Raw genomic sequence first — 21377 nt, forward strand, 5'->3', positions numbered from 1 at the left:
CGGAGCCCGGCATCCGGCACTAGGCGCCGACCGGGCGCACCACCAGGGTCATGCCGTCGACCGCCTCGACGCGGACGGTGGCGCCTTCGGCCGTGCGCTCGACATCGCGCGGCAGGCGGGCCGGCCAGTCGCTGTCGCCGATGCGCACGCGGATGCCGACGCTGTCGGCCGAGATCACCAGGCCGGAGCGGCCGACCAGGCCGGAATTGGCCATGTTCACCGCCGGGTGGCCGCGCGTCTTCGGGCGGAACTTGATGCCCATGAAGACGCCCGCGAGAAGCAGCATGTTGAACATCAGCACCGTGCTGCCGAAGGTGGGTTCGAGCAGCATCACGAGCAGGCCGGTCGCGATGGTCGCGAGCCCGATCCAGAGCAGGAAGATGCCGGGCAGCAGCAACTCGCCGAACAGCATCAGCACGCCGGCGAGGATCCAGATCAGCCCCGGATCCATGGGGACCCCGGCGCGGCTGGCGTCATGGCGGAAGCGCCGACCGGCGGCGGGCCGGCGAGCGGTGCGGGGCGCGGCGTGATCGGCGTGCGCGGCTGCGGCGGTGCCCCGCCCTCGGCGCTGTTGCGCAGCAGTTCGAGCGCGGCGGTGATGCCGCCGGCGAGCGCGGTGCTCTCCATCGGCACCAGGACGAGCTTCTGCGCGGGGTTGCCGGCCAGCACCTCGAAGGCCTTCACGTATTTCTCGGCGATGAAGTATTGCAGCGCCTGCACGCCGGCACCGGCCGCGACCTGGGCGACCATCTCGGTGGCGCGCGCCTCGGCCTCGGCGGAGCGTTCGCGCGCCTCGGCGTCGCGGAAGGCGGCCTCCTTGCGGCCCTCTGCGGCGAGGATGGCGGCCGAACGCGCACCCTCGGCGCGCTTGACCTCGGCCTCGCGATCACCTTCCGCCTTGGCGACGGTGGCGCGGCGTTCGCGCTCGGCGGTCATCTGCAGGTTCATCGCGCGGATGAGGTTTTCCGGCGGCTCGATGCGTTTGATCTCGACGCGGCTGATCTTGGCCCCCCAGGGCTCGGTCGCGCCGTCGAGAATGTTGAGCAGCGCGGTGTTGATGCGGTCGCGCCCGGACAACGTGGCGTCGAGATCCATCTCGCCAACGACGGAACGGATGTTGGTCATCGACAGCTGCTGCAGCGCCTGCGTCAGGTCCTGCACCGCGTAGGCGGCTTTGGTCGCATCCATGACGCGGTAGTAGACGATGCCGTCGACCTGCACCGTCGCGTTGTCGCGCGTGATCACGTGCTGTTCGGGGATGTCGAGCACCTGCTCCTGCACGTTCACGCGCCGGCCAATTCCATCGATGTAGGGGATGATAAAGTTGAGGCCGGGCTGCAGGATGGAGGTGAAGGCGCCGAAGCGCTCCACCGTCCAGACCTCGCCCTGCGGCACCGTGCGGATGCCCTTGGCCGCCGTCACCACCGCGAGGATCAGCAACGCCACGAATATGACGGTGCCGATTCCCAAGCCGAGATTGATGTCCATCTCCATACCCCAAAGACCGGAGCCAGCTTAGCCGCGAACGGCCGATACGGGAACGGTCGGAATGTCCCGCACCCTTGCGCTGAACGTCGCGGCGCCGGACGATGCGGAAAAAGGGGAGCAACGCCATGATCGACGCCTGCACCACGCCACTCACCGTGGACCTCACCGGCCTGCGCGTCGCGATCAGCGCCGGCGCGGGCGGGATCGGCCGCGTCATGGCGGACGGCTTCGCCGCCTGCGGTGCCCGCGTCTTCCTCTGCGACGTGGATGCGGAGATGCTCGCTGCCTGTCCGCACCCGAACATGCGTGCCGACATGGCCGACGCGCCCGCCTGCGAGGACTTCGTCAATGCGGCTGTCGCCCATCTCGGCGGCCTCGACGTGATGGTGAACAACGCCGGCATCGCGGGTCCCACCGCGCGGGTCGAGGATGTGCGCACCGAGGACCTCGAACGCACCATGGCGATCGACATCGAGAGCTTCTTCCACTGCGCGCGCCGCGCGGTGCCGGCGCTGCGCGCCACCGGGAAGGGTGGCGCCATCATCAATCTCTCCTCCGCGGCCGGACGCTTCGGCTTTCCGCTGCGCAGCCCCTACGCGGCGGCCAAATGGGGCGTGATCGGCTTCACCAAGTCGCTGGCCATCGAGCTCGGGCCCGAGGGGATCCGGGTGAACGCGATCCTGCCGGGCCTGGTCGCGGGCGACCGCATCCGCCGCGTCATCGAGGCCAAGGCGCAGGCCGAGGGCACGCCCTTTCGCGACAAGGAGGCGCAGCTGCTCGCCGCGAACTCGCTGCGCACCTACGTCACCCAGCACGACATCGCGAACATGGCGCTGTACCTGTGCTCGCCCTTCGGGCGCAGCATCTCCGGGCAGGCGCTGGCCATCGACGGCGACATGCAATTTTTGGCGTAGATTGTGCACTCAGGCGCCGGGCGCGGACATAACGCCGGAGGCGTGCCTTCGACACGACGGCCGCTTGGCTCGCCGGACTGCCGGCGTTCGCGATTCGGGCTTGCGGCCGCGGAGCGGACCGGGTGGATGGTGTGCCTGAGGCGGTGGGTGCCCGCTAGGCGCGCCGCCATTCCATCAATAAACCAGCCGGCATGACCCCCATCCCCTCGCTCGACGCCATCACCCCCGGCCAGGTCTTCGAATTCGGCACGCTCACGCTCAGCGAAGCCGAGATCATCGCCTTCGCCACGCTCTACGACCCGCAGCCCTTCCACATCGACCCGGTCGCGGCGAAGGACAGCCTGTTCGGCGAACTCATCGCGAGCGGCCTGCACACCCTGTCCGCCTGCTTCGGCCGCATCATGGGCAGCGGCGTGTTCGGCGCCATCTCCGAAGGCGGCAACCGCATCGACACGCGCTGGCCCGCGCCACTGCGACCCAACGAGACCATCGTCATCCGCACCGAAGTGCTGGAGACCAAGCCGTCCCGCACCGGGCGGCCGCTGGGCGTCGCGGTGCTTCGCCACACCGCAACCCGCCTCGCCGACGGCGTCGTGGTCATGGAAGCGACCGGAACCCACTTCCTGCGGCGCTAGCGGGGCGCGGTGGCGCCCCCCGCCACCTCAGGCGCCGCTGAACGCCTCCAGCGCGATCGGGAACTTCCGCACGCGAACACCCGTCGCGTGCCAGACCGCATTCGCGATTGCGCCGGCGGTGCCGGTGATGCCGATCTCGCCGACGCCCTTGATGCCGAGCGCGTTCACGTGCGGATCCTCCTCCTCGACCAGGATCGCCTCCACCGAGGGCACGTCGGCGTTCACCGGCACGCGGTATTCGGCGAGGTCGGCGTTCATCACCCGGCCCGTCCGAACATCCATCGCGGCATGTTCGTGCAGCGCGAAGGACAGGCCCCAAATCATGCCGCCGTAATACTGGCTGCGCACCATGCGCGGGTTGATGATCCGTCCGGCGGCGAAGGCGCCGACCAGGCGGGTCACGCGGACCTGCCCGAGCTCGGGGTCCACCTTCACCTCGGCGAAGACCGCGCCATGCGCGTGCAGGGAATACTGCTCCGCCGTGGCCTGGTCGGCTGCGGCACTGCCCTGCCCCTCCACCATGTCCAGCCCGGCGCGGGCGAGGATGTCGCCATAGGTCTCGCCGCGGCTTTCGTCGTCCCACCGCACTAGGCGGCCATCCCTGGCCACCACGCCGACATTGCCGGCGCCGAACAGCGGCGAGCGCGGATCGGCCACCGCCAGCTCGGTCAGGCGCGCGATGGCCTGACCGCCGGCCGCATGGATCGCGCCGCCCGCCGTCGCGGTATGGCCGGAGCCGCCGGCGATGCCGGCATTGGGCAGGTCGGATCGGCCGCCGCGGAACTCCACCTGGTCGATGTCGAGGCCGAGGCTGTCGGCCGCGATCTGCGCAAAGGCGGTCCAGGCGCCCTGCCCCATGTCGTGGATGCCGGCTTCCACCAGGCCGGTGCCGTCGCGCCGCAGCACGGCGCGCGCCTCGGCCTGGAACATCATGGCCGGGAAGATCGCGGTGCCGAGGCCCCAGCCGACCAGCAACCCGTCCGCGTCGCGCATCTGCCGCGGCGCCAGGGGACGCCCCGCCCAGCCGAACGTCGTGGCCCCCTGCGCGTAGCAGTCACGCAGCGCCTTGGAGGAGAAGGGTTTTCCCGTGATCGGCTCCACCTCGGCGTAGTTGCGCAGGCGGAACTCCAGCGGGTCGATGCCGCAGGCGGCCGCCATCTCGTCCATCGCGCTTTCCAGCGCGATGGAGCCGCTGGCCTCGCCCGGGCCGCGCATGAAGCCCGGCGTGCCGGTGTCCAGGCGCACCGCATCGGCCGTCGTCGCGATCGCGGGCGATGCGTAGAGGCTGTGCGAGATGCCGCCGGAGGGCTCGAGGAAGTCATCGTGGCGGCTGGTCGCGGTGCGCACGTGGTGGTCGATGGCGGTCAATTGGCCGTCCGCCGCGGCACCCAGCCGCAGCGACTGGCGCGTGGCCGAGCGATGCGTGACGGGGCCGTACATCTGCGCCCGCGTCAGCACCAGCTTCACCGGCCGCCCGACCAGCTTCGCCGCGAGGATGCCCAGCACCTGCGGCCCGGCCAGCAGCTTCGAGCCGAAGCCGCCGCCGATGAAGGGGCTGCGGATGTGGATGTCCTCCATCCGGATGCCGAAGAAGGCGGCGATGCGCATCTGGGTCAGCGCGAGGCCCTGGGTCGGCATGTCAATCGACAGCGCGTCGCCATCCCAGGCGGCGACGATGCCGTGCGGCTCCATCGCGTTGTGGAACTGCAGCGGCGTCTCGTAGGTCGTCTCGATCCGGTGCGCGGCGTGGTCCAGGCCAGCCTCGACGTCGCCATGGCGTTGTTCCGCCGGGGCGCCGACGCCCACCGTTTCCGGCACGAAGGCGCCGGGGGCGTCGAGCGTCACCTCGACCGCCTCGGCCGCGTAGCGGGGGGCGAGCAGGGCGGCGCCTTCCGTCGCGGCTTCCAGTGTCTCGGCGATGACGACGGCGATGGACTGGCCGGCGTAGCGCACGCGGTCATCTTGCAGCAGGTCCATCTTGAACGAGAACGGCACGGACTTGTCGTCGGGGTGGATCGCCAGCGCCGGGCGGTTTCCCGGCACCATCACCTCGACCACGCCGACGTGCGCGCGCGCCGCGGCGACATCGAGGAAGGCGACGCGACCGCGCGCGATCCGGCTGGTGGCGAGCACCGCGTACAGCATCCCTGTGGGGTGGTTGTCGGCGGCGAAGCGGGCCTGGCCGGTGACCTTGTCGTGGCCGTCGCGGCGGGTGACCGGCAGGCCGATCGAGGAACCATGGCGCATGCGCTGGACGTCAGACATGAAGACCTCCCATGTTGGGGGCGCCCGCGTTGGACGCAAAGGACGAGGCGGGGAGTGCGGGCAGGCGGTCCGGCGTGCCGGCGGCTGCCTGGGTCAGTGCGCGGATGGCGATGCGCCGCGCCAGCTCGATCTTGAAGGCGTTGTCGCCGGAGGGCTTGGCCTCTGCCATCGCGATCTCGGCTGCGCGACGGAAGGCGTCGGCATCGGGTGCGGCGCCGGCGAGCGAGGCCTCGGCGGCCTCGGCGCGCCAGGGCTTGGCCGCGACGCCCCCGAGTGCCAGCCGCGCCTCGACGATGCGGCCATTCGCGATGCGCAGGCCCGCCGCGGCGGAGACCACGGCGAAAGCGTAGGAGGTGCGCTCGCGCAGCTTCGCGTAGCGGGCATGCGCGGCGAAGCCGGCCGCCTCGGCGGGCAGGCGGACGGCAATGACCAGTTCGCCCGGAGCAAGCACGCTCTCCCGCTCCGGCGTGGTGCCGGGCAGCAGGTGGAAATCCGCCAGCGGGATGTCACGCCGGCCACCGGCGCCCTCGATTTCCACCACGGCGTCGAGTGCGACGAGCGGGACGCAGAAATCGGAGGGGTGGGTGGCGATGCAGTGCTCGCTCCAGCCCAGCACCGCGTGCATCCGGTTCTCGCCGCCCAAAGCGTCGCAGCCCGTGCCCGGCTCGCGCCTGTTGCAGGCACTCGCGGTGTCCTGGAACCAGGCGCAGCGCGTGCGTTGCATCAGGTTGCCGCCGACCGTCGCGGCATTGCGCAGCTGCGCCGAGGCGCCGGAAAGCAGGGCCTCCGCCACGGCGGGGAAGCGGCGGGCGAACTCGGGGTCATGCGCGAGTTCGGCGTTGCGCACCTGCGCGCCGATCCGCACGGCGCCGCCGGGCAGGGTCTCGATGGCGTCGAGGCCCGGGAGGTGGTTCAGGTCGATCAGCCGCCCGGGCCGCGCGACGCCGATCTTCATCAGGTCGAGCAGGTTGGTGCCGGCGGCGAGGTAGGCGCTGCCGGGGATCGCGGCGGCCGCAACTGCCTCGGCCACGCTGCGCGGCCGTATGTATTCGAACCGGTTCATGCCGCTTTCTCCTGGGCGTCTTCGGCCATCGAGCGCGTCGCCTCGATCACCGCCTCGGTGATGCCGCGATAGGCGCCGCACCGGCAGAGATTGCCGCTCATGCCCTCGCGCACCCGCTCGGGATCCTCGCCGGCCTGGCCCTCGTCGATCAGGCCGATGGCGCTCATGATCTGGCCGGGCGTGCAGAAGCCGCACTGGAAAGCGTCATGGGCGATGAAGGCGGCCTGTACCGGGTGCAGCGCGCCGCCCTCGGCAAGGCCTTCGATGGTCTGGATCTCGGCGCCGTCATGGCTGATGGCGAGTGCGAGGCACGAATTCACGCGGCGCCCGTCGAGCAGGATGGTGCAGGCGCCGCACTGGCCGCGGTCGCAGCCCTTCTTGGTGCCGGTGAGGTCCAGCCGCTCGCGCAGCAGGTCGAGCAGGGTGACGCGGGGGTCGTCGAGTTGGACCGTGTGCGGGACGCGGTTCACGGTAAGCGTGACCGACATGCTCATGCGGAGCCTCCGATATGGCTGTTTCGGGGTAGGCCGTCCGGGCCAGGGCACTTAGTTTGCCGGCACGGGATGGTGGCGGCGCCAGGGAGGTTGTCCCTCGATGCCGTCGTGGCGACATATGCGGAGGAGGTCTCCGCTTTCAAGTGAAAAAACGGAGTATGCCTCCGCTTTGTGCGAGGAGCGCTAGGGTCGCCGATGACCGAACCAGCCCGGAGGGAGCGTAAGCCACGGACCGACTCGCTTCGAAATCGAGAACGCGTGTTGGAGGCGGCGAAGGCCGTGTTCAGCGAAGGCGGGACAGAGGCGGGTTTGGCGGCCGTCGCACGCCGGGCTGGCGTGGGGATCGGCACGCTCTACCGCCACTTCTCGACCCGCGAGGCGCTCTACGAGGCGGTGTACCGGCGCGAGGTTGAGCAGTTGGCGGAGTTCGCCCGCCAGCTTGCGGGCGAGGTGCAGGGCCTGCAGGGGCTGCGGCGGTTCGTCCAGGCGGTGGTGCAGTTCATCGCGACGAAGAAGGGCATGGCGGCGGCGCTGGCCCTGGCCACGCACAAGCCGCCGGAGCTGATGGCGTTCTCGGCCGTCCACATGCACGAGGCCATCGCGATGTTGCTCGCACCGGCGGTCGATAGCGGCGAGGCGCGGGGCGATATCGGCCCGGAAGACCTGATGCGGACCATCATCGGGCTCGCCTACCTCCAGGAAGGACCCGGTTGGCAGGAACGGGTGACGCGCTTGGTCGACGTCTTCCTCGACGGGCTGCGATTGCGGCCGGGCGAGCCTGCCGATCGCCCGGCGCAGTCGGCCCAGAGCATCGGGAGCGCGTAGGGCGGTTTGCGCACCGGTCCCGACCTCGAAAGGCGGCGCCGACACGAAACCGGCGGTCGCGTCACTCCGCCAGGGGACGGTTCACGGCGGCGCCCGTGTCCAGGTTGATGGAGACGAGGGCTTCGGTGCCGGCGTTGTCGGTCCCCGCGAGCAGGAGCGGTCCATCGCCGGGAATGGCGGAGATCAGCCGCACCAGGGGCAGCGCCGTGGTCCAGGTCGCGCTGCCCTGGGCGGTGATCCGGGTGAGTGCCAGGCCGGCCTCGTTGGCGCGGTGGAGGATGAGCAGGCCCGGCGCTCCCGGCGGGCGGATCGGCTCGCTGTCCGGGTGCGGGCTGAGGGTGAGGAAGCCCGCCTGCCCCAGGGTGGCGGCCTCGAAGGCGATCGGCGTCGGGGCGTCGAGGCGGAGCGCGGTGTTCGCAGGCGCGGGAGGTGCGGCGCGCGCCGCACTGCTCTGGAAGCCGGGATCGGGCGCGGCCACGCTCCCCGGCACGCTGGCGAGGGCGGCGCGGAACAGGCGTTGGGCGGCGGCCGGCGCCTGGCCTCCGCCGGGCAGGAAACGGGCGCCGGGGATGGCGGGGCGGCGAGTGCCGGCGACGGGAGGCGTATTGGCGGGCGGCAGGCCGAACCAGGTGTCGCCGATGCGCGCCTCGGTGACGCGAAAGGGTGCCGGCGCGCGCAAATCATAGGGGGCGGTGGTGCGCGGAGGCGGCAGCGCCTCGCCAGTGGCCGGCAGCGGCTCGGCGCGCAGCGTGCGCGGGTGGAAGCGCAGCGGGCCGTTGGGGGTCTGCAGCATCAGCCCGTCGGCGGCCATCCAGATGGACAGGCGCGGCTGCGCCAGCACGCCGCCGAGGTCCGGCGTCAGGGTGACCAGGCCCTGGCGTTCGATCAGCACCTGGCCATCGACGGCGGAGACGGCGCCGATGGTGTCAGCGAAGATCCAGACCGTGGCCGCGTGTTCGCCGAGCAGCCCGGCCGAGGGCGCGCCATTGGCGGCGACCGAGGCCACCGGTGCCGTGAACAGCGGCGCGAGGGTGCCGGCGTCGAAGCCACGCACCTCGAGCCGGTCGCCGCTTGCGGGGGCGCGGGATTCGCTCGCGGGCAGCGTCTCGGTCTCGGCGCGGCGGACGAGGACCATGAGGCGGTCCTGCCCGGCGAGGGTGTAGCGCAGGAAGGGAGGCGACCAGCGCGGCGGGCCGAGGGTGACCGGGAAGCCGTCCTCCTCCTCGTCGTCGAAGATGACGGCCGCAGCGATGCCGCCGCCCACGAGGAGCGCGCCCCCGCCCCAGAGCCAGGTTCGGCGCGAAATGGGCATCAGCCGCGCCGCCCGGTTCGGCGCGGCATGGTCGGGTGGGACGGGGTCATGGCCACTCCGCAGTCGGTGCCCGGCAATCTGGAAGAGGCGCGCGGCTCGCGCAACCTCGGGCGGGGGCGCGGCGCGTCAGCGGCAGGAGCAGAAGCCGCCGACACCGCCGGTGCGGGATTGCGCCTGCGCCTGCGCTTCGGGCAGCGAGGAGAAGCCGCGGCTGAGCGCGCAGGCGGTGCCGCGGTCCGCCCGCAGCACGGCTTCGGAGCGCGCATCGACGGTGACGCGCCCATTGACGCAAAAGACCGTCCAGGCCGCAGCGGCGGGCATCGCCGTAAGCAACAGGGCGGCGAGCGCGAGCCCGGCCCTCACCGGCACGAGCAGGAGCGGCCGGCCCCGCCGAAATTGCGCTGGGCGAAGTTCTGCGCGTCGGAGAGGAAGCCGAAGGTCGGGCCCATCTGGCAGACGCCGGAGCCTCGCGCGATGCGCATCTGGTTAGGGTCGCGGCTTTCGACCTCGATGCGGTCGTTGGCGCAGTAGACGTAGTAGTTGGCCAGCGCCGCGCCAGGCAGAAGCACCGCGGTCGCGACGAGAAGGGCAGGAATGATTCGCACGGACGGTTGCTTTCGAGCGCTTCAGGTTCAACATTCCAACCTTCGTCCCGTCACGTCTGCCGAACAAGAGCAAAGTCCCTGGGATACGAGCAAAGCTGCGGTAGTCCTCTACGCACGCGCAATTGTTACAAATTACGCATCCAAACGCCATCCGTTACAGTATGTTCACCGCATCGCAACAAGCTGACAACATGGCGGAGGTATATCCGGTCGATGGGACGACGACGCATCCCGGACGGAGCGGAGCATCGCCGCACGCCCGCCGTCGACCTGCCGGCCGGGACCCTCGACGTTTCGACGTTCTCGACCCGGCTGCTGCGGCTCGAGACGGCCCTCGAACGCATGTCCCACGGGGTATGCTTCTTCGACGGCGCGCAACGGCTGATCCTGGCCAACCGGCGCTACGCCGAACTCTACGATATCGCGCATGAGAGCATCACGCCGGGCATGCCACTCCGCGACATCATCGCGCTGCGCTTCGCGGCCGGCAGCTGTCCGCGCATGACCCCCGAGGAGTATCTGGTCTGGCGTGACGAAATCGCCGAGAGGAACGAGCCGAGCGAGACCGTGGTCGAAATGGCCAATGGCCGGACGGTGATGATCAAGCACCAGCCGATGCCCGATGGCGGCTGGGTCGCGACCCATGAGGACATCACCGAGCAGCGCCGCGCCGCGGAGCACATCGCCCACATGGCGCATCATGATGCGCTGACCGGCCTCGCCAACCGCCTGCTGTTCCGCAAGACCCTCGACGAGGCGCTTGCCGGCGATGGTGCCGGCATACCGGCAGCCCTGGTCTGGATCGACCTCGACCGGTTCAAGCAGGTGAACGACACGCTCGGGCATCCGCTGGGCGACCTGCTGCTGCGGGCGGTGGCGGGGCGGCTGCGCAACCTGGCCCAGCCGGGTGACCTCGTCGCGCGCCTCGGTGGCGACGAGTTCGCCCTGATCCGCCGGCACGCGAACGCAGGCGACATGGCCGAGCTGGCGCGACGCATCATCGATGCCCTGGGGCGCGTCTACGAACTCGAAGGCCATCGCGCCGACATCAGCGCCAGCGTCGGCGTGGCACTCGCTCCCCATGACGGGTGCGGGCCGGACGAGATGATGCGCAACGCCGATCTCGCGCTCTATCGCGCCAAGAATGCCGGGCGCGGCTGCTACCGCTTCTTCGAACCTGAGGCCACGCTGCGGATGCAGGTTCGCCGCAGCCTCTCGGAGGATCTTCGGCGCGGGCTGGGCAGCGGCGCTTTCGACCTGCACTACCAGCCGCTCATCGAGGTGCCCAGCCGCCGGATCGTGGGGTACGAGGCCCTGCTGCGCTGGCGCCACCCCGAGCGCGGGCTCGTCCCGCCGCAGACCTTCATTCCCGTCGCGGAGGGCGCCGAGCTGATCGTGCCGCTCGGCGACTGGGCGATCCGCCGCGGCTGCGAGCAGACCGTGGCCCTCGCCGGTCGCCCGAAACTCTCCGTCAACGTCTCCCTGCGGCAGCTCACCCCTGACCTTCCGCCCCGCCTCGCCGCTGTCTTGGGCGAGACCGGCCTGGATCCGGCGCGCCTGGAGGTCGAGATCACCGAGCATGCGATGCTGCGCGACACGGAGATGGTGCTCGGCGTGCTCCATGGCCTGCGCAATCTGGGCGTCGGCATCGCCATGGATGGCTTCGGGACGGGCTTTTCCTCGATCAGCGCGCTGCAGCGCTTCCCGTTCACGCGGGTGAAGATCGACCGGATGTTCGTCCGCAGCATCTGGGCATCGGGGGGCGATGCCGCGCTGCTGCGCGCCATCAGCGACCTGTGCAAGGTGCTGAAGATGCGCATCACGGCCGAAGGTGTGGAGACCGAGGAGCAATTTGCCGCCGTGATCGCCAGCGGCTGCGACGAGGCGCAGGGCTTCCTGTTCGGCCGCCCCGGGCCGCTCGCGGCGGCGCCCGCCTGGGCGCCGCCGGAGGTGTATTAGGCCGAGGCCTTCATGATCTCGTCCGCGACGTTGCGCGGCACGGGATCGTAGTGGTGGAACTGCATCGAGAAGCTGGCGCGCCCCTTGGTCATGCCCCGCAGGTTGGAGATGTAGCCGAACATCTCCTTGAGCGGCACATGGGCGCGGACGAGCACGGACGTCCCGGCCATTTCCTGGTTCTGGATCACGCCGCGGCGGCGGTTGAGGTCGCCCACGACGTCGCCGACATGGTCCTGCGGCGTGGTCACTTCCACGTCCATGATCGGCTCGAGGATGACCGGGCCGGCCTTCTTCATGCCTTCGCGGAAGCAGGCCTTGGCGGCGATTTCGAAGGCCAGGGCCGACGAGTCGACGTCATGGTACTTGCCGTCGACCAGGGAGTACTTGAAGTCCACGGTCGGGAAGCCCGCGAGCACGCCTGTATCGGCCTGCACCTTGATGCCCTTCTCGACCGCGGGGATGTATTCGCGCGGCACCGAGCCGCCGGTCGTCGCGTTGACGAACTCGATGCCCGTGGTGCGGTCCTTCGGCTCGAAAGTGATCTTCACCTCGGCGTACTGGCCCGACCCGCCGGTCTGCTTCTTGTGGGTGTAGATCTCGGTGTGGGACTTCGTGATGGTCTCGCGATAGGCCACCTGCGGCGCGCCGATGTGGGCGTCCACGCCGTATTCGCGCTTGAGGCGGTCGATGATGATCTCGAGGTGCAGCTCGCCCATTCCCGAGAGGATGGTCTGGCCCGTCTCCTGGTCGGTCTTCAGGCGCAGCGAGGGGTCCTCGCCGGCCAGCTTCTGCAGGCCGAGGGTCATCTTCTCGACGCCCTCCTTGGTCTTCGGCTCGACGGAGATGTCGATGACCGGGACCGGGAAAGCCATGCGCTCGAGCACGACGGGGTCGGACTGGTCGGCCAGCGTGTCGCCGGTGCCGGTGTCCTTCAGCCCCACGAAGGCGGCGATGTCGCCGGCGGAGACTTCCTTGATTTCCTCACGCTTGTCGGCGTGCATCTGGAACATGCGGCCGACGCGTTCCTTGTGGCCCTTGGTCGTGTTCATGACCATGTCGCCGGTCTTGAGCACACCGGCATAGACGCGCACGAAGGTGAGGTTGCCGTACTTGTCGTTGATGATCTTGAAGGCGAGCCCGGCGAAGGGCGAGTCCTCGTTCGCGGGGATGACGCGACGGTCAGGATTCTGGCCCTCCTCCTCGCCTTCTTCGAGTGCGACGCGGATGCCGGGAATGTCGATCGGGCTCGGCAGGTAGTCGACCACGCCATCGAGCAGCGGCTGCACACCCTTGTTCTTGAATGCGGAGCCGCAAAAGACCGGGCGGAAGCTGCCGTCGATGGTGCCCCGCTTGATGCAGCGCTTCAGCGTCTCGACCGAGACATCGCCCTTGTCGAAGTATTCTTCCATCGCGGCGTTGTCGACCGACAGCGCGTTGTCGAGCAGGATCTGGCGGTATTCGGCCGCCTTCTCCTTCAGGTCGTCGGGGATCTCTTCCTCATGGTACTGGGCGCCCAGGTCGTCGCCTTCCCAGATCAGCGCCTTCATGGTGACGAGGTCGACGATGCCCTTGAGGGTGTCCTCGATGCCGATGGGCAGCTGCAGCGCGATCCAGTTGATGCCGAGCTTCTCGGTCAGCGTCGCGGCGGCGCGGTAGAAATCGGCACCCGTCCGGTCGAGCTTGTTGATGAAGATGATGCGCGGGACGTTGTAGCGGTCGGCCAGGCGCCAGTTCGTCTCGGACTGCGGCTGCACGCCGGCCACGCCCTCGATGATGAAGATCGCGCCGTCGAGCACTCGGAGGGAACGGTTCACCTCGATGTTGAAGTCGATATGGCCGGGCGTGTCGATGACGTTGATGCGCACATCATTCCACACGGCCGTGACGGCGGCGGAGGTGATGGTGATGCCGCGCTCGCGCTCCTGCTCCATGTAGTCGGTGGTGGTGTTGCCGTCATGGACTTCGCCGATGCGGTGCGACTTGCCGGTGTAGTAGAGGATGCGCTCGGTGGTCGTGGTCTTGCCGGCATCGATATGCGCGGTGATGCCGATATTGCGAATGCGGTCGAGTGGGGTGCGCGCCACGGTGGGCCTCCATAGACATGAACGGGCCCGGGCCCGAGGCTGCGCCCCGAGCCGCCCGCGGACGGAATCATCTGATCGGGCGCTAGATGCTCCGAACCGCTCCGATTTGCAAGCCGTTCATAATGCTCATGCCCTCAAACGGCGGACGAGCGGCGGCGCTCGGCACGAGGCAGAACGCGTGCCGATACTCACATGTACCAGAGCAGTTCGATCCGCTCGCCCGGCGGCTCGTCGGGCCGCCACAGGCGCAGGCGCAGCCGGTCGAGACCGGCGAGGCGCGCGCGGACATGCTCGCCCGCAGCGCGGTGCGAGGGAGCGATGACCAACCAAAGATCGGCGCGCTCGCCTTCGCGCGCGCAATGCCAGAGCACCTCGCAGGCGTAGCGCCGCGCGGCGGGCGGGGCGGGCCTGTGGCGGGACGCGCGTCGTGCGGCCGGAAGCGAGGCGGGCTCGAGCATGCTTTCTGTCACTCCTTGCCGGCGTTTTCGCCGCGCACCCCGAGCCTGCCCGAGCGGGCGTGAACGGTTCGTTACCGGCGCTACGGATTGTTTCGGCACGCGACGCGGCGCGCATCCTTGTTCTAGGTTGACGCCATGACGCAGCGCGCCGCCATCGCCGCCATCCGCTTCGGCCTGGGTCGCCGCCCGGACGAGCCCCTGGCTGCCGATCCGGAGGCCTGGCTCGCTGGCCAGCTCCGCCCGGACGTGCCCGCCCCTGCCCTGCCCGCCGGCCTGCCCGGCTACGGCGAGATCGCCGAGGCCCTGCTGCGCGACCGCACCGAGCGCGAGCAGGCGCGCACCGCCGCCGCTGCGGCACCGCCGGCCATGCCCCTCGCGCCCGTGCTGCCGCGCCAGCTCCGCCTGATCGGGGAGGCCGAGACGCGCGCCCATACCGGCGTGCTGCTGGCCACGGCGACCCCCTTCCGCGAACGCCTGGTTGCGTTCTGGGCGAACCACTTCGCCTTCAACATCCGCCGCAGCCCGGTCGTCGCCGCCCATGCCGGGCACTACGTGCGCGAGGCGATCCGGCCCAACGTCACAGGTCCCTTCGCGAAGCTGCTGGAAGCCGCGGTGCTGCACCCGGTCATGCTCGGCTACCTCGACAACAACCAGTCCACGGGGCCGAACAGCCCGATCGGCTGGCGGCGCAACCTCGGCCTCAACGAGAACCTGGCGCGCGAGGTGCTGGAACTGCACAGCGTCTCGCCCGCGGCCGGCTACAGCCAGGCGGACGTGACGGCCTTCGCGCGCATCCTCACCGGCTGGCAGATGCGGCCCTTCACGCAGCCGGGTGGTGGGGTCTGGTTCAACGTGAACCGGCACGAGCCGGGGACGAAGACGCTGATGGGGCGGACCTTCGGCGAAGGCGAGCGCAGCGCGCCCGAAGCGCTGGCGTTCCTGGCCAACCACCCCGCGACGCACCGGCACCTCGCCGAAAAGCTGGTGCGCCATTTCGTGGCGGACACGCCGCCCCCCGCCGCCATCCGCCGCGTCGAGGGCGCGCTGCGCGACACGCGCGGCGATCTGGGCGCGGCCTCCGCCGCCCTGATCGGCATCCCCGAAGCCTGGGACCGGCCGCTGACGAAACTGCGCTGCCCGCAGGACTACATCGTCGCCGTTCTGCGGGCTGTGGGCTTCCCCGCCCCCGAGGGCCTGGGCGTCGTCGCCACCATGGCCCGGCTCGGCCAGCCCCTGTGGCAGGTGCCGGCCCCCGATGGCTGGCCGGACACGGCCCCCGCCTGGACCGGGCCGGAGGCGATGCTGCGCCGCGTCGAATGGGCGCATGCCGTGGCCGGCCGCTCCGCCGGCGGCGCCGACCCCGCCGCGCTGGCCGAGCAGGTGATGGGCCCGCTCGCCAACCCCACCACGCTGCGCGAGATGAGCCGTGCGGGGTCGCGACGCGACGCGCTCACCCTGCTGTTCACCAGCCCGGAGTTCCAGCGCCGATGAACGAACATCTGCCCCGCCGCACCCTGCTCCTCGGCCTCGGCGCAGCCGCCACGCTGGGGTCCACGCGCCTCGCTTTTGCCCGGGCGCCGGGCGATGCGCGCCTGGTCGTGGTGCTGCTGCGCGGGGCGCTCGATGGGCTGGCCGCGGTGCCGCCCTATGGCGATCCCGGCTTCGCGGCGCTGCGCCCCGGCGAGGCGCGTGATCCCGGCGCGCCGGGCGGGCCGCTCGACCTCGGCGGGCGCTTCGGGCTGCATCCGCGGCTGACCAACATCCACGCGATGTTCCAGTCCAACGAAGCGTTGGTGGTCCACGCCATCGCCGGCCCCTACCGCACGCGCAGCCATTTCGACGCACAGGCGCTGCTCGAATCGGGCGAGGCGCGGATCGGCACCTCCGGCTGGCTCAACCGCGCGCTGGCGGGGCTGCCGGAGCCCTCGCGCGGCGCGCGCAACGGCATGGCACTCGGCACCGACATTCCGCTTCTGATGCGCGGGCCGACGATCGTGGCCAATTACGCCCCGCTCACCGCGGCGCGGCCGGAGGACGACCTCATGGCCCGCATCGCCGCCCTGAACGCGCCCGACCCGCTGCTGGGTCCCGCGATGCGCGAGGGCCTGGCCCAGCGCGCCTTCACCGCCGGCGCGCTGGGTCCGCAGCCCCAGGGGACGCAAGCGGGAGGGCCGCGGCCGCAAAACCCCACGGCCGAGCTCGCGCGCACCGCCGGGCGGTTGCTGGCGGAGGCAGATGGACCGCGCGTGGCGGCGCTGGACATGGGCGGCTGGGACACGCATGCGAACCAGGCGCAGCGGCTGCCCAACACGCTGGGTGCGCTGGACGAGGCGCTGGGCGCGCTGCGCGAAGCGCTGGGCCCGGTGTGGCGGCGCACGGCGGTGCTGGTGATGACGGAATTCGGCCGCACCGCCGCGCTGAACGGCTCCGCCGGCACGGATCACGGCACCGGCGGCGCAGCCTTCCTGCTGGGCGGCGCGGTCGCCGGCGGGCGCGTCATCGCGGATTGGCCGGGCCTCGCACCCGACCAGCTATTCGAACGCCGCGACCTCGCCCCCACCACCGACTTGCGCGGCCTGATCCTGCCCCTGCTGCGCGAGCATCTGCGACTGCCCGAGCGGACCATCGCCGCAACCTTCCCCGAGGCCGGCGGGTTCTCCCCCATGCGCGGATTGCTGCGTGGCTGAGGAGGACGCGATGGTCGAAGGTGGATGCCTGTGCGGGGCGGTGCGCTACGAAGCGGGCGGGACGCCCTTCCACGCCACCTTCTGTCATTGCCGCACCTGCCAGATGGCGGCCGGCGCACCGCTGGTGGCGTGGGTCACCTTCGCCGCCGAACGCTTTCGCTGGACCAAGGGCTCGCCGACCAATTTCGCCTCAAGCGAGAATGTCGCGCGCGGATTCTGCGGCAGTTGCGGCACCACGCTCACCTATGATTCTTCCGAACACCCCGACGAGATCGACATCGCTGCCGCCACGCTCGACAACCCCGCCGCATCGCCACCGGGCGACCATATCTGGGTGCGCAGCCGCCAGCCCTGGATGCGCTGCGATGACGGCCTGCCGGAATACCAGACCCGCCGGGAATAGCGCCCGCTACTCCGCGGGCCTGATCGTCCGCAGCAGCGCCGCCTTCTCCGCGATGTCGCGCGCGAGGCGTTCGCCGAACACGGCGGCATCCGCAAAATACGCCGCCGGCTGCAGGGCGCGCCGCGCGGCGGCGCGATAGCTCTCGGACCGCGCTGCGGCCATGCAGGCCGCCTCCAACACCGCTACCCGTGCGTCGGACACCGCGCGCGGCGCGAAGACGCCGCCGAAGCTGGTGGGTGCGACGTCGAACCCCTGTTCGATCGCGGTCGGCACGTCGGGGAAGCCCGGGTTGCGCGCCGTGTCGAACACCGCGAGCAGGCGCACATCGGTGCGTCCCGATGCCGAGGCCAGCACCACCGCGCCCGCCGGAATGCGCCCGGCCAGAACCTCGGTGATCACCGGGCCGTCGCCGCGATAGGGGATATGCGGCATCGCCGCCCCGGACGCGGCCAGCCATTGCAGCATGGCCATATGCGGGATCGAGGCGATGCCCAGCGTGCAATAGGCCAGCCCGCCCGGCGTCGCGTGGCTGGCGGAGACCAGGTCGGACAATGAGCGCAGCGGGCTGTCGGCGCGTACCAGGATCGCCTGCGCGTTGGAGAAGGCCTGACACACCGGGCGCAGCGCATCCGGCCCATAGCCCGCGCCCGCCTGCGTCACCGGCAGCACCGAGAGCACGAGCGCCGGCGCGAAGACCAGCGTGTGCCCATCCGGTGCGGCGCGCGCGCCCTGCGCGGTGCCGACCGCCCCGGCCGCGCCGTCGCGGTTGATCACCACCATCGGCTGTCCGAGCCGCTCCGCCATCGCCGCGGCGAGCACGCGGGTGAGCGTGTCTGTGGCTCCCCCGGCCTGGTAGGGGTTGATGATCTGGATCGGGCGGCTCGGGAACGCCTCCTGCGCGATGGCCGGCACGGCGAGCAGCGCGAAGGCAAGGGCGAGCGCCCTCATGCGCGGGGCAGCGCGTCGGCCCAGGCGCAGCCCGAGTATGGCCCCGGGTTCGGGTCCGGCGCGCGGATGCCCTCGGCGGCCGCCCGCAGCGCCATCGCGCGCATCCGGTCGCGCTGCGTCTCGGGCATGTGGAAGCGCTCATGGCCCCAGAGGCTCGGGCCGTTGTGCATCTCCTCGGGCTGCCAGGTCGCGGGGTCGATGGTCCGCGCCCCCCAGCCCATCTCCACGAAGAAGCCCGAGGGCGTGTGCGCGTAGAAGGAGGTCATGTGGTCGTTGGTGTGCCGCCCCAGCCCATAGGCGAGGCGTCCCGCCTCGGTGCGCGCGATGTCGTGCCCCTGCCCCACATCGTCGAGGCTGCCGAGTTCCACCATGAAATGGTGCAGCCCGGACTGGCCGGAGCCCACCATCGCGAAACTGTGGTGGCGGCCATTCACGTGGAAGAAATACAGCGGGTAGGGCGTGCGCGCGAAGTCCGTCACGCCGAAGCCGAGCACGTCGCGGTAGAACGGCACCAGGGCCTCGGCATCGGCCACGTGCAGCACCGCGTGCCCCATCCCCAGCGCGCCGGTGCGGAAGCCACTGATCGGTCGCCCCGGTCGGAACGCAGCATCAGCGCGCACCGCGCCGTGGAAGGCCTCGAGCTGGGTGCCCTGCGGATCGAGGAAGCGGATCAGCCCCGCGACCTGGCGCTCCTCCGCCAGGCGCCCCGCGCCGTGCTCGACCCGGGCGCCCGCCGCATCGAGGCGCGCGCCGAGCGCGTCCAATGCGGCGCCATCCTCGACCTCCCAGCCGATGACGTTGCCCGCGATCTGGTCGGAGACGATCAGTCTCTGGCTTCGGTCATCCATGCGGAAGGCCTGCACGCCCGCCCCGCGATCGACACGCTGCATGCCGATAAGGCTGGTCGCGAAGGCGGCCCAGTCGGCGGCCTTGTCGGACCCGATCGCCATGTAGCCGAGGCCGGTGATGGCCATCCTCGCCTCCCTTGCTTGGAGGCGGAGCGTGACCGTTCGCGCCTTGCTGTCAAGGCGGGGTGGGTGCCGCCGGGTTGCCGCCGCTGGCACCCTGCTCGGCCAGGCCGAAGATGCCGCGCAGGAAGCCCGGCGTCAGCGCGGCGAGCGGATTGACGCCCACCGAAGGATCGGCGATCGGACCGCGGATGCGGTAGGTGGCGGCGAACAGCCCGCCGCCCGCCTCGGGCGAGAAGATCCGACCGACCAGCGGGATGTTGCCGAGCAGCGAGTTGAAGAAATAGGCCGGCACGATGGTGCCCTGAATATCCACGGTCTCGCCGCGCCGGTCGATCCGCCCGCGCGCGGTCAGGCCCAGGGAGGCCGAGAAGGCGCGCGCATCCTCCAGCTCCAGCACGCCGGGTGAGAGGCGGAACGGCGCGGTCAGGCGCGTGAAGGCGAGGCCCGGACCCGAGGCCGCATCGAACAGCCCATACAGCGTCATCGCCTGCAGCAGCTTGCCCAGCGCGGTCGGGTCGCGAATGGCGAAATCGGTGATCTCGGCGGTGCCGGCCAGCATCGCGCCAGGCCGGTTGCTGTCATAGCGCCCGGTGACGTTGAGGCGGCCGCCATACAGCGTGCGCAGCACGTCGAAATCGCGCAGCAGCGCGCCGGCATCCACGGCGGTGATGCTGAGGTCGCGCTGTCCGCCCCGCGGTGTGATGACGATCTCGAAGGCACCGGACCCCGCCCCGCCATTCGCCCGCGCCTCCCGCACCACCCCGAGCTGATCGACCCGCGCGCGCGCGACCAGGCCTGCCATCTCGCGTCCCTGGCCAAGCAGCACCCGCTCGAACCGCAGATCCGCGTCGAAGGCGGGCCCGGGCGCCTCGGGCGCCGGGTTGGGCTCGGGCGGCGCGTCGGGCGTCGAACGCGAGAGCACGCCGCCGAGGTCGAGCACCGGGCCGGCGAGCGTGATGCCCCAGGGGCCGTCCGCCCGCGTCGGCCCGCGCACCTCGCCGGTGAAGCGGCTCTGCCCCATCCGGCCTTCGAGAATCTCCAGACGCTCGGGCATGTTCTCCCGGAATGCGGCGGCACGGGTGCGCAGCACCGCCCCCGCCGCCTCGGCGCGCAGGCTTTCGATCGCCTGCAGCCGGCCGGCCTGGAAGCGCAGCACGGCGTCCAGGCTGCCCGGCGTGCCGCGCGCCTTGGTCCAGCCGAAGGTCTCGGCCAGCAGCCCGGTCTCGCGCAAATCCGCGCGGAGTGTGAGCCGCGCCTGACCGCTGCGCCGCGTCTCCTGCCGCGCCTCGATGGCGATCGCCCCCTCGACGATGCCGGCGACGTCGACACCGAAGCCCGCGAGGCGGCTCGCCTCCACCCGCGCGGTGAGGCTCTCGCGCGTCATCACCTGCTGGGCGTTGCCGCGGCGGAAATCCATCTCCACGGCGAGGCGCGCGGGCACTTCGGCGACCACGGCATTGCCCGAGACGCGCAGCCCGTCGGTGTTGGCGGTGAGGTCGAAGACGCCGCGCTCGATGTCGCGCCCGAGCAGCGCCGCGGGGATGCGCGCCTGTTCGATCCGCGCGGTAACGCCGATGCGCAGGTCGTCGATCGGCAGCGCGTCGATCAGCGGCAGGCCGACGCTGAGGCGGCTGTCGGTGATCTGCCCGAACAGCTCGGGGATGGGTGTCGCCTGGCGCTCGAACAGGCGCAGGCGCGGATGCTTCAGCACGCCCATGACGTCGGCTACGGGTCCGGTCAGGCGGAACTCCATCGCCGCCTCCTCATTGCCGGCGGCGAAGCCCGTGAAGCGCAGCGTGCCCTCGCGCACCTGCAACGCGGTGCCCGACTGCTGGCCGCCATTGATGCGCACATCGACGGCGTCGAGGCTGAAGGTCGCGACCCCGCTCGCGCCCTCCGCGGGCGGCACCGGGCGCAGCCAGTGCACCGTGACGCCATCGGCGGCGACGGTGCCGGTGAGGCCGGTGATGCGCACATCGTCGAAGCTCTGCGGGATCTCGCCGCTGATCCGCCATCGCCCGTCGCGCGCCTGACCGGCAGTGATGTTCTCGCCCATCCAGCGCCGCGCGCCGGGTGCGATACCGTCGGGCCAGTGCCGCGCGAGGTCGGCGAAGGCCACCCTGTCGAGCGTGACATCGAGGGCGCCGCGCCAGGTGCCATCGGTGCGGCGCGCCTGTCCCGCGATCCCGATCACCGGGCCCGTCGCGGGTGGCGCGGGCGCGCGGCTGGCAGCCGGCGCGGCCTGCCGGTTGGCGGTGGCCGCGCG

The 21377-nt window shown here is 71.1% G+C and carries 20 protein-coding genes; 7 read left to right on the plus strand and 13 right to left on the minus strand.

Going from position 1 to position 21377, the window contains the following annotated elements; all coding sequences use genetic code 11:
- Positions 1-19: 19 nt before the first annotated feature.
- Both GXW79_RS13325 and GXW79_RS13330 read right to left on the minus strand, forming a co-directional pair.
- The gene (locus GXW79_RS13325) at positions 20-451 is read right to left on the minus strand and encodes an NfeD family protein (RefSeq protein WP_211874888.1); all 432 of its coding nucleotides are present in this window, start codon (positions 449-451) and stop codon (positions 20-22) included.
- Positions 436-1488, minus strand: coding sequence for an SPFH domain-containing protein (locus tag GXW79_RS13330; RefSeq protein WP_211874889.1), 1053 nt, complete (start codon positions 1486-1488; stop codon positions 436-438). The genes GXW79_RS13325 and GXW79_RS13330 overlap by 16 nt, the downstream gene beginning before the upstream one ends.
- Before the next feature lie 125 nt (positions 1489-1613).
- Here GXW79_RS13330 and GXW79_RS13335 point away from each other — a divergent pair, with 125 nt between their 5' ends.
- Positions 1614-2402 (plus strand): SDR family oxidoreductase, encoded by a 789-nt coding sequence (locus GXW79_RS13335; protein ID WP_211874890.1) that lies wholly within the window; start codon positions 1614-1616, stop codon positions 2400-2402.
- A 191-nt stretch (positions 2403-2593) separates the two neighbouring features.
- On the plus strand, positions 2594-3037 hold the full coding sequence (locus tag GXW79_RS13340) for a MaoC/PaaZ C-terminal domain-containing protein (protein ID WP_211874891.1): 444 nt from the start codon (positions 2594-2596) through the stop codon (positions 3035-3037).
- 27 nt (positions 3038-3064) lie between these two features.
- Here the strand turns inward: GXW79_RS13340 and GXW79_RS13345 are convergent, their stop codons facing one another.
- The 3 genes from GXW79_RS13345 to GXW79_RS13355 are packed head-to-tail and all read right to left on the minus strand — an operon-like array spanning position 3065 to position 6859.
- Positions 3065-5302, minus strand: a complete 2238-nt coding sequence (locus tag GXW79_RS13345; protein ID WP_211874892.1) for a xanthine dehydrogenase family protein molybdopterin-binding subunit — start codon at positions 5300-5302, stop codon at positions 3065-3067.
- On the minus strand, positions 5295-6365 hold the full coding sequence (locus GXW79_RS13350; RefSeq protein ID WP_211874893.1) for an FAD binding domain-containing protein: 1071 nt from the start codon (positions 6363-6365) through the stop codon (positions 5295-5297). Before GXW79_RS13350 ends, GXW79_RS13345 begins: the two co-directional genes overlap by 8 nt.
- The gene (locus tag GXW79_RS13355) at positions 6362-6859 is read right to left on the minus strand and encodes a (2Fe-2S)-binding protein (protein WP_408901557.1); all 498 of its coding nucleotides are present in this window, start codon (positions 6857-6859) and stop codon (positions 6362-6364) included. Before GXW79_RS13355 ends, GXW79_RS13350 begins: the two co-directional genes overlap by 4 nt.
- Before the next feature lie 195 nt (positions 6860-7054).
- On the opposite strand from GXW79_RS13355, the gene GXW79_RS13360 reads away from it, so the two are divergent.
- Positions 7055-7684: a TetR/AcrR family transcriptional regulator gene (locus GXW79_RS13360; RefSeq protein WP_246503980.1), complete on the plus strand. Its 630-nt coding sequence runs from the start codon at positions 7055-7057 to the stop codon at positions 7682-7684.
- A 61-nt stretch (positions 7685-7745) separates the two neighbouring features.
- Here GXW79_RS13360 and GXW79_RS13365 read toward each other — a convergent pair whose 3' ends face one another.
- From GXW79_RS13365 to GXW79_RS13375, 3 genes are all read right to left on the minus strand, one after another.
- Entirely contained in the window at positions 7746-8996 is a 1251-nt protein-coding gene (locus GXW79_RS13365) for a hypothetical protein (protein ID WP_211874895.1), read from the minus strand.
- Positions 8997-9122: 126 nt separating this feature from the next.
- Positions 9123-9359, minus strand: a complete 237-nt coding sequence (locus GXW79_RS13370) for a hypothetical protein (protein WP_211874896.1) — start codon at positions 9357-9359, stop codon at positions 9123-9125.
- On the minus strand, positions 9356-9601 hold the full coding sequence (locus GXW79_RS13375; protein ID WP_211874897.1) for a hypothetical protein: 246 nt from the start codon (positions 9599-9601) through the stop codon (positions 9356-9358). The genes GXW79_RS13370 and GXW79_RS13375 overlap by 4 nt, the downstream gene beginning before the upstream one ends.
- A gap of 213 nt (positions 9602-9814) precedes the next feature.
- On the opposite strand from GXW79_RS13375, the gene GXW79_RS13380 reads away from it, so the two are divergent.
- Positions 9815-11560 (plus strand): putative bifunctional diguanylate cyclase/phosphodiesterase, encoded by a 1746-nt coding sequence (locus tag GXW79_RS13380; protein ID WP_211874898.1) that lies wholly within the window; start codon positions 9815-9817, stop codon positions 11558-11560.
- Here the strand turns inward: GXW79_RS13380 and fusA are convergent.
- Together fusA and GXW79_RS13390 are read right to left on the minus strand one after the other, a co-directional pair.
- Positions 11557-13644: an elongation factor G gene (gene fusA / locus GXW79_RS13385; RefSeq protein ID WP_211874899.1), complete on the minus strand. Its 2088-nt coding sequence runs from the start codon at positions 13642-13644 to the stop codon at positions 11557-11559. The two genes, GXW79_RS13380 and fusA, sit on opposite strands and share 4 nt — an antisense overlap.
- Before the next feature lie 188 nt (positions 13645-13832).
- Positions 13833-14102, minus strand: coding sequence for a hypothetical protein (locus GXW79_RS13390; RefSeq protein WP_211874900.1), 270 nt, complete (start codon positions 14100-14102; stop codon positions 13833-13835).
- A 135-nt stretch (positions 14103-14237) separates the two neighbouring features.
- Between GXW79_RS13390 and GXW79_RS13395 the strand changes: the two genes are divergently transcribed.
- From GXW79_RS13395 to GXW79_RS13405, 3 genes are read left to right on the plus strand one after another with little or no spacing between them, the layout of a single operon-like run.
- The gene (locus tag GXW79_RS13395; RefSeq protein ID WP_211874901.1) at positions 14238-15593 is read left to right on the plus strand and encodes a DUF1800 domain-containing protein; all 1356 of its coding nucleotides are present in this window, start codon (positions 14238-14240) and stop codon (positions 15591-15593) included.
- Positions 15590-16789 (plus strand): DUF1501 domain-containing protein, encoded by a 1200-nt coding sequence (locus GXW79_RS13400; RefSeq protein WP_211874902.1) that lies wholly within the window; start codon positions 15590-15592, stop codon positions 16787-16789. The genes GXW79_RS13395 and GXW79_RS13400 overlap by 4 nt, the downstream gene beginning before the upstream one ends.
- Positions 16782-17192 (plus strand): GFA family protein, encoded by a 411-nt coding sequence (locus GXW79_RS13405; protein WP_211874903.1) that lies wholly within the window; start codon positions 16782-16784, stop codon positions 17190-17192. The genes GXW79_RS13400 and GXW79_RS13405 overlap by 8 nt, the downstream gene beginning before the upstream one ends.
- Before the next feature lie 6 nt (positions 17193-17198).
- Here the strand turns inward: GXW79_RS13405 and GXW79_RS13410 are convergent, their stop codons facing one another.
- The 3 genes from GXW79_RS13410 to GXW79_RS13420 all read right to left on the minus strand — a co-directional run.
- A complete protein-coding gene (locus tag GXW79_RS13410) occupies positions 17199-18140 on the minus strand; it encodes a tripartite tricarboxylate transporter substrate binding protein (protein ID WP_211874904.1) in 942 nt (313 codons plus the stop codon).
- Positions 18137-19114 carry a VOC family protein gene (locus tag GXW79_RS13415; protein WP_211874905.1) on the minus strand — a complete coding sequence of 326 codons (978 nt, stop codon included), beginning with the start codon at positions 19112-19114 and terminating at the stop codon, positions 18137-18139. Before GXW79_RS13415 ends, GXW79_RS13410 begins: the two co-directional genes overlap by 4 nt.
- Positions 19115-19163: 49 nt before the next feature.
- A partial coding sequence (locus GXW79_RS13420) for a YhdP family protein (RefSeq protein ID WP_211874906.1) occupies positions 19164-21377 on the minus strand: 2214 nt, incomplete at its 5' end.

The sequence above is a fragment of the Plastoroseomonas arctica genome (genome assembly GCF_018128965.1).
Lineage (GTDB): Bacteria > Pseudomonadota > Alphaproteobacteria > Acetobacterales > Acetobacteraceae > Plastoroseomonas > Plastoroseomonas arctica.

Bases quoted from the DNA above. Each gene is read 5' to 3' on its own strand.
- GXW79_RS13325 (WP_211874888.1), bottom strand. From the start codon at position 451: ATGGATCCGGGGCTGATCTGGATCCTCGCCGGCGTGCTGATGCTGTTC.
- GXW79_RS13330 (WP_211874889.1), bottom strand. From the start codon at position 1,488: ATGGACATCAATCTCGGCTTGGGAATCGGCACCGTCATATTCGTGGCG.
- GXW79_RS13335 (WP_211874890.1), top strand. From the start codon at position 1,614: ATGATCGACGCCTGCACCACGCCACTCACCGTGGACCTCACCGGCCTG.
- GXW79_RS13340 (WP_211874891.1), top strand. From the start codon at position 2,594: ATGACCCCCATCCCCTCGCTCGACGCCATCACCCCCGGCCAGGTCTTC.
- GXW79_RS13345 (WP_211874892.1), bottom strand. From the start codon at position 5,302: ATGTCTGACGTCCAGCGCATGCGCCATGGTTCCTCGATCGGCCTGCCG.
- GXW79_RS13350 (WP_211874893.1), bottom strand. From the start codon at position 6,365: ATGAACCGGTTCGAATACATACGGCCGCGCAGCGTGGCCGAGGCAGTT.
- GXW79_RS13355 (WP_408901557.1), bottom strand. From the start codon at position 6,859: ATGAGCATGTCGGTCACGCTTACCGTGAACCGCGTCCCGCACACGGTC.
- GXW79_RS13360 (WP_246503980.1), top strand. From the start codon at position 7,055: ATGACCGAACCAGCCCGGAGGGAGCGTAAGCCACGGACCGACTCGCTT.
- GXW79_RS13365 (WP_211874895.1), bottom strand. From the start codon at position 8,996: ATGCCCATTTCGCGCCGAACCTGGCTCTGGGGCGGGGGCGCGCTCCTC.
- GXW79_RS13380 (WP_211874898.1), top strand. From the start codon at position 9,815: ATGGGACGACGACGCATCCCGGACGGAGCGGAGCATCGCCGCACGCCC.
- GXW79_RS13390 (WP_211874900.1), bottom strand. From the start codon at position 14,102: ATGCTCGAGCCCGCCTCGCTTCCGGCCGCACGACGCGCGTCCCGCCAC.
- GXW79_RS13395 (WP_211874901.1), top strand. From the start codon at position 14,238: ATGACGCAGCGCGCCGCCATCGCCGCCATCCGCTTCGGCCTGGGTCGC.
- GXW79_RS13400 (WP_211874902.1), top strand. From the start codon at position 15,590: ATGAACGAACATCTGCCCCGCCGCACCCTGCTCCTCGGCCTCGGCGCA.
- GXW79_RS13410 (WP_211874904.1), bottom strand. From the start codon at position 18,140: ATGAGGGCGCTCGCCCTTGCCTTCGCGCTGCTCGCCGTGCCGGCCATC.
- GXW79_RS13415 (WP_211874905.1), bottom strand. From the start codon at position 19,114: ATGGCCATCACCGGCCTCGGCTACATGGCGATCGGGTCCGACAAGGCC.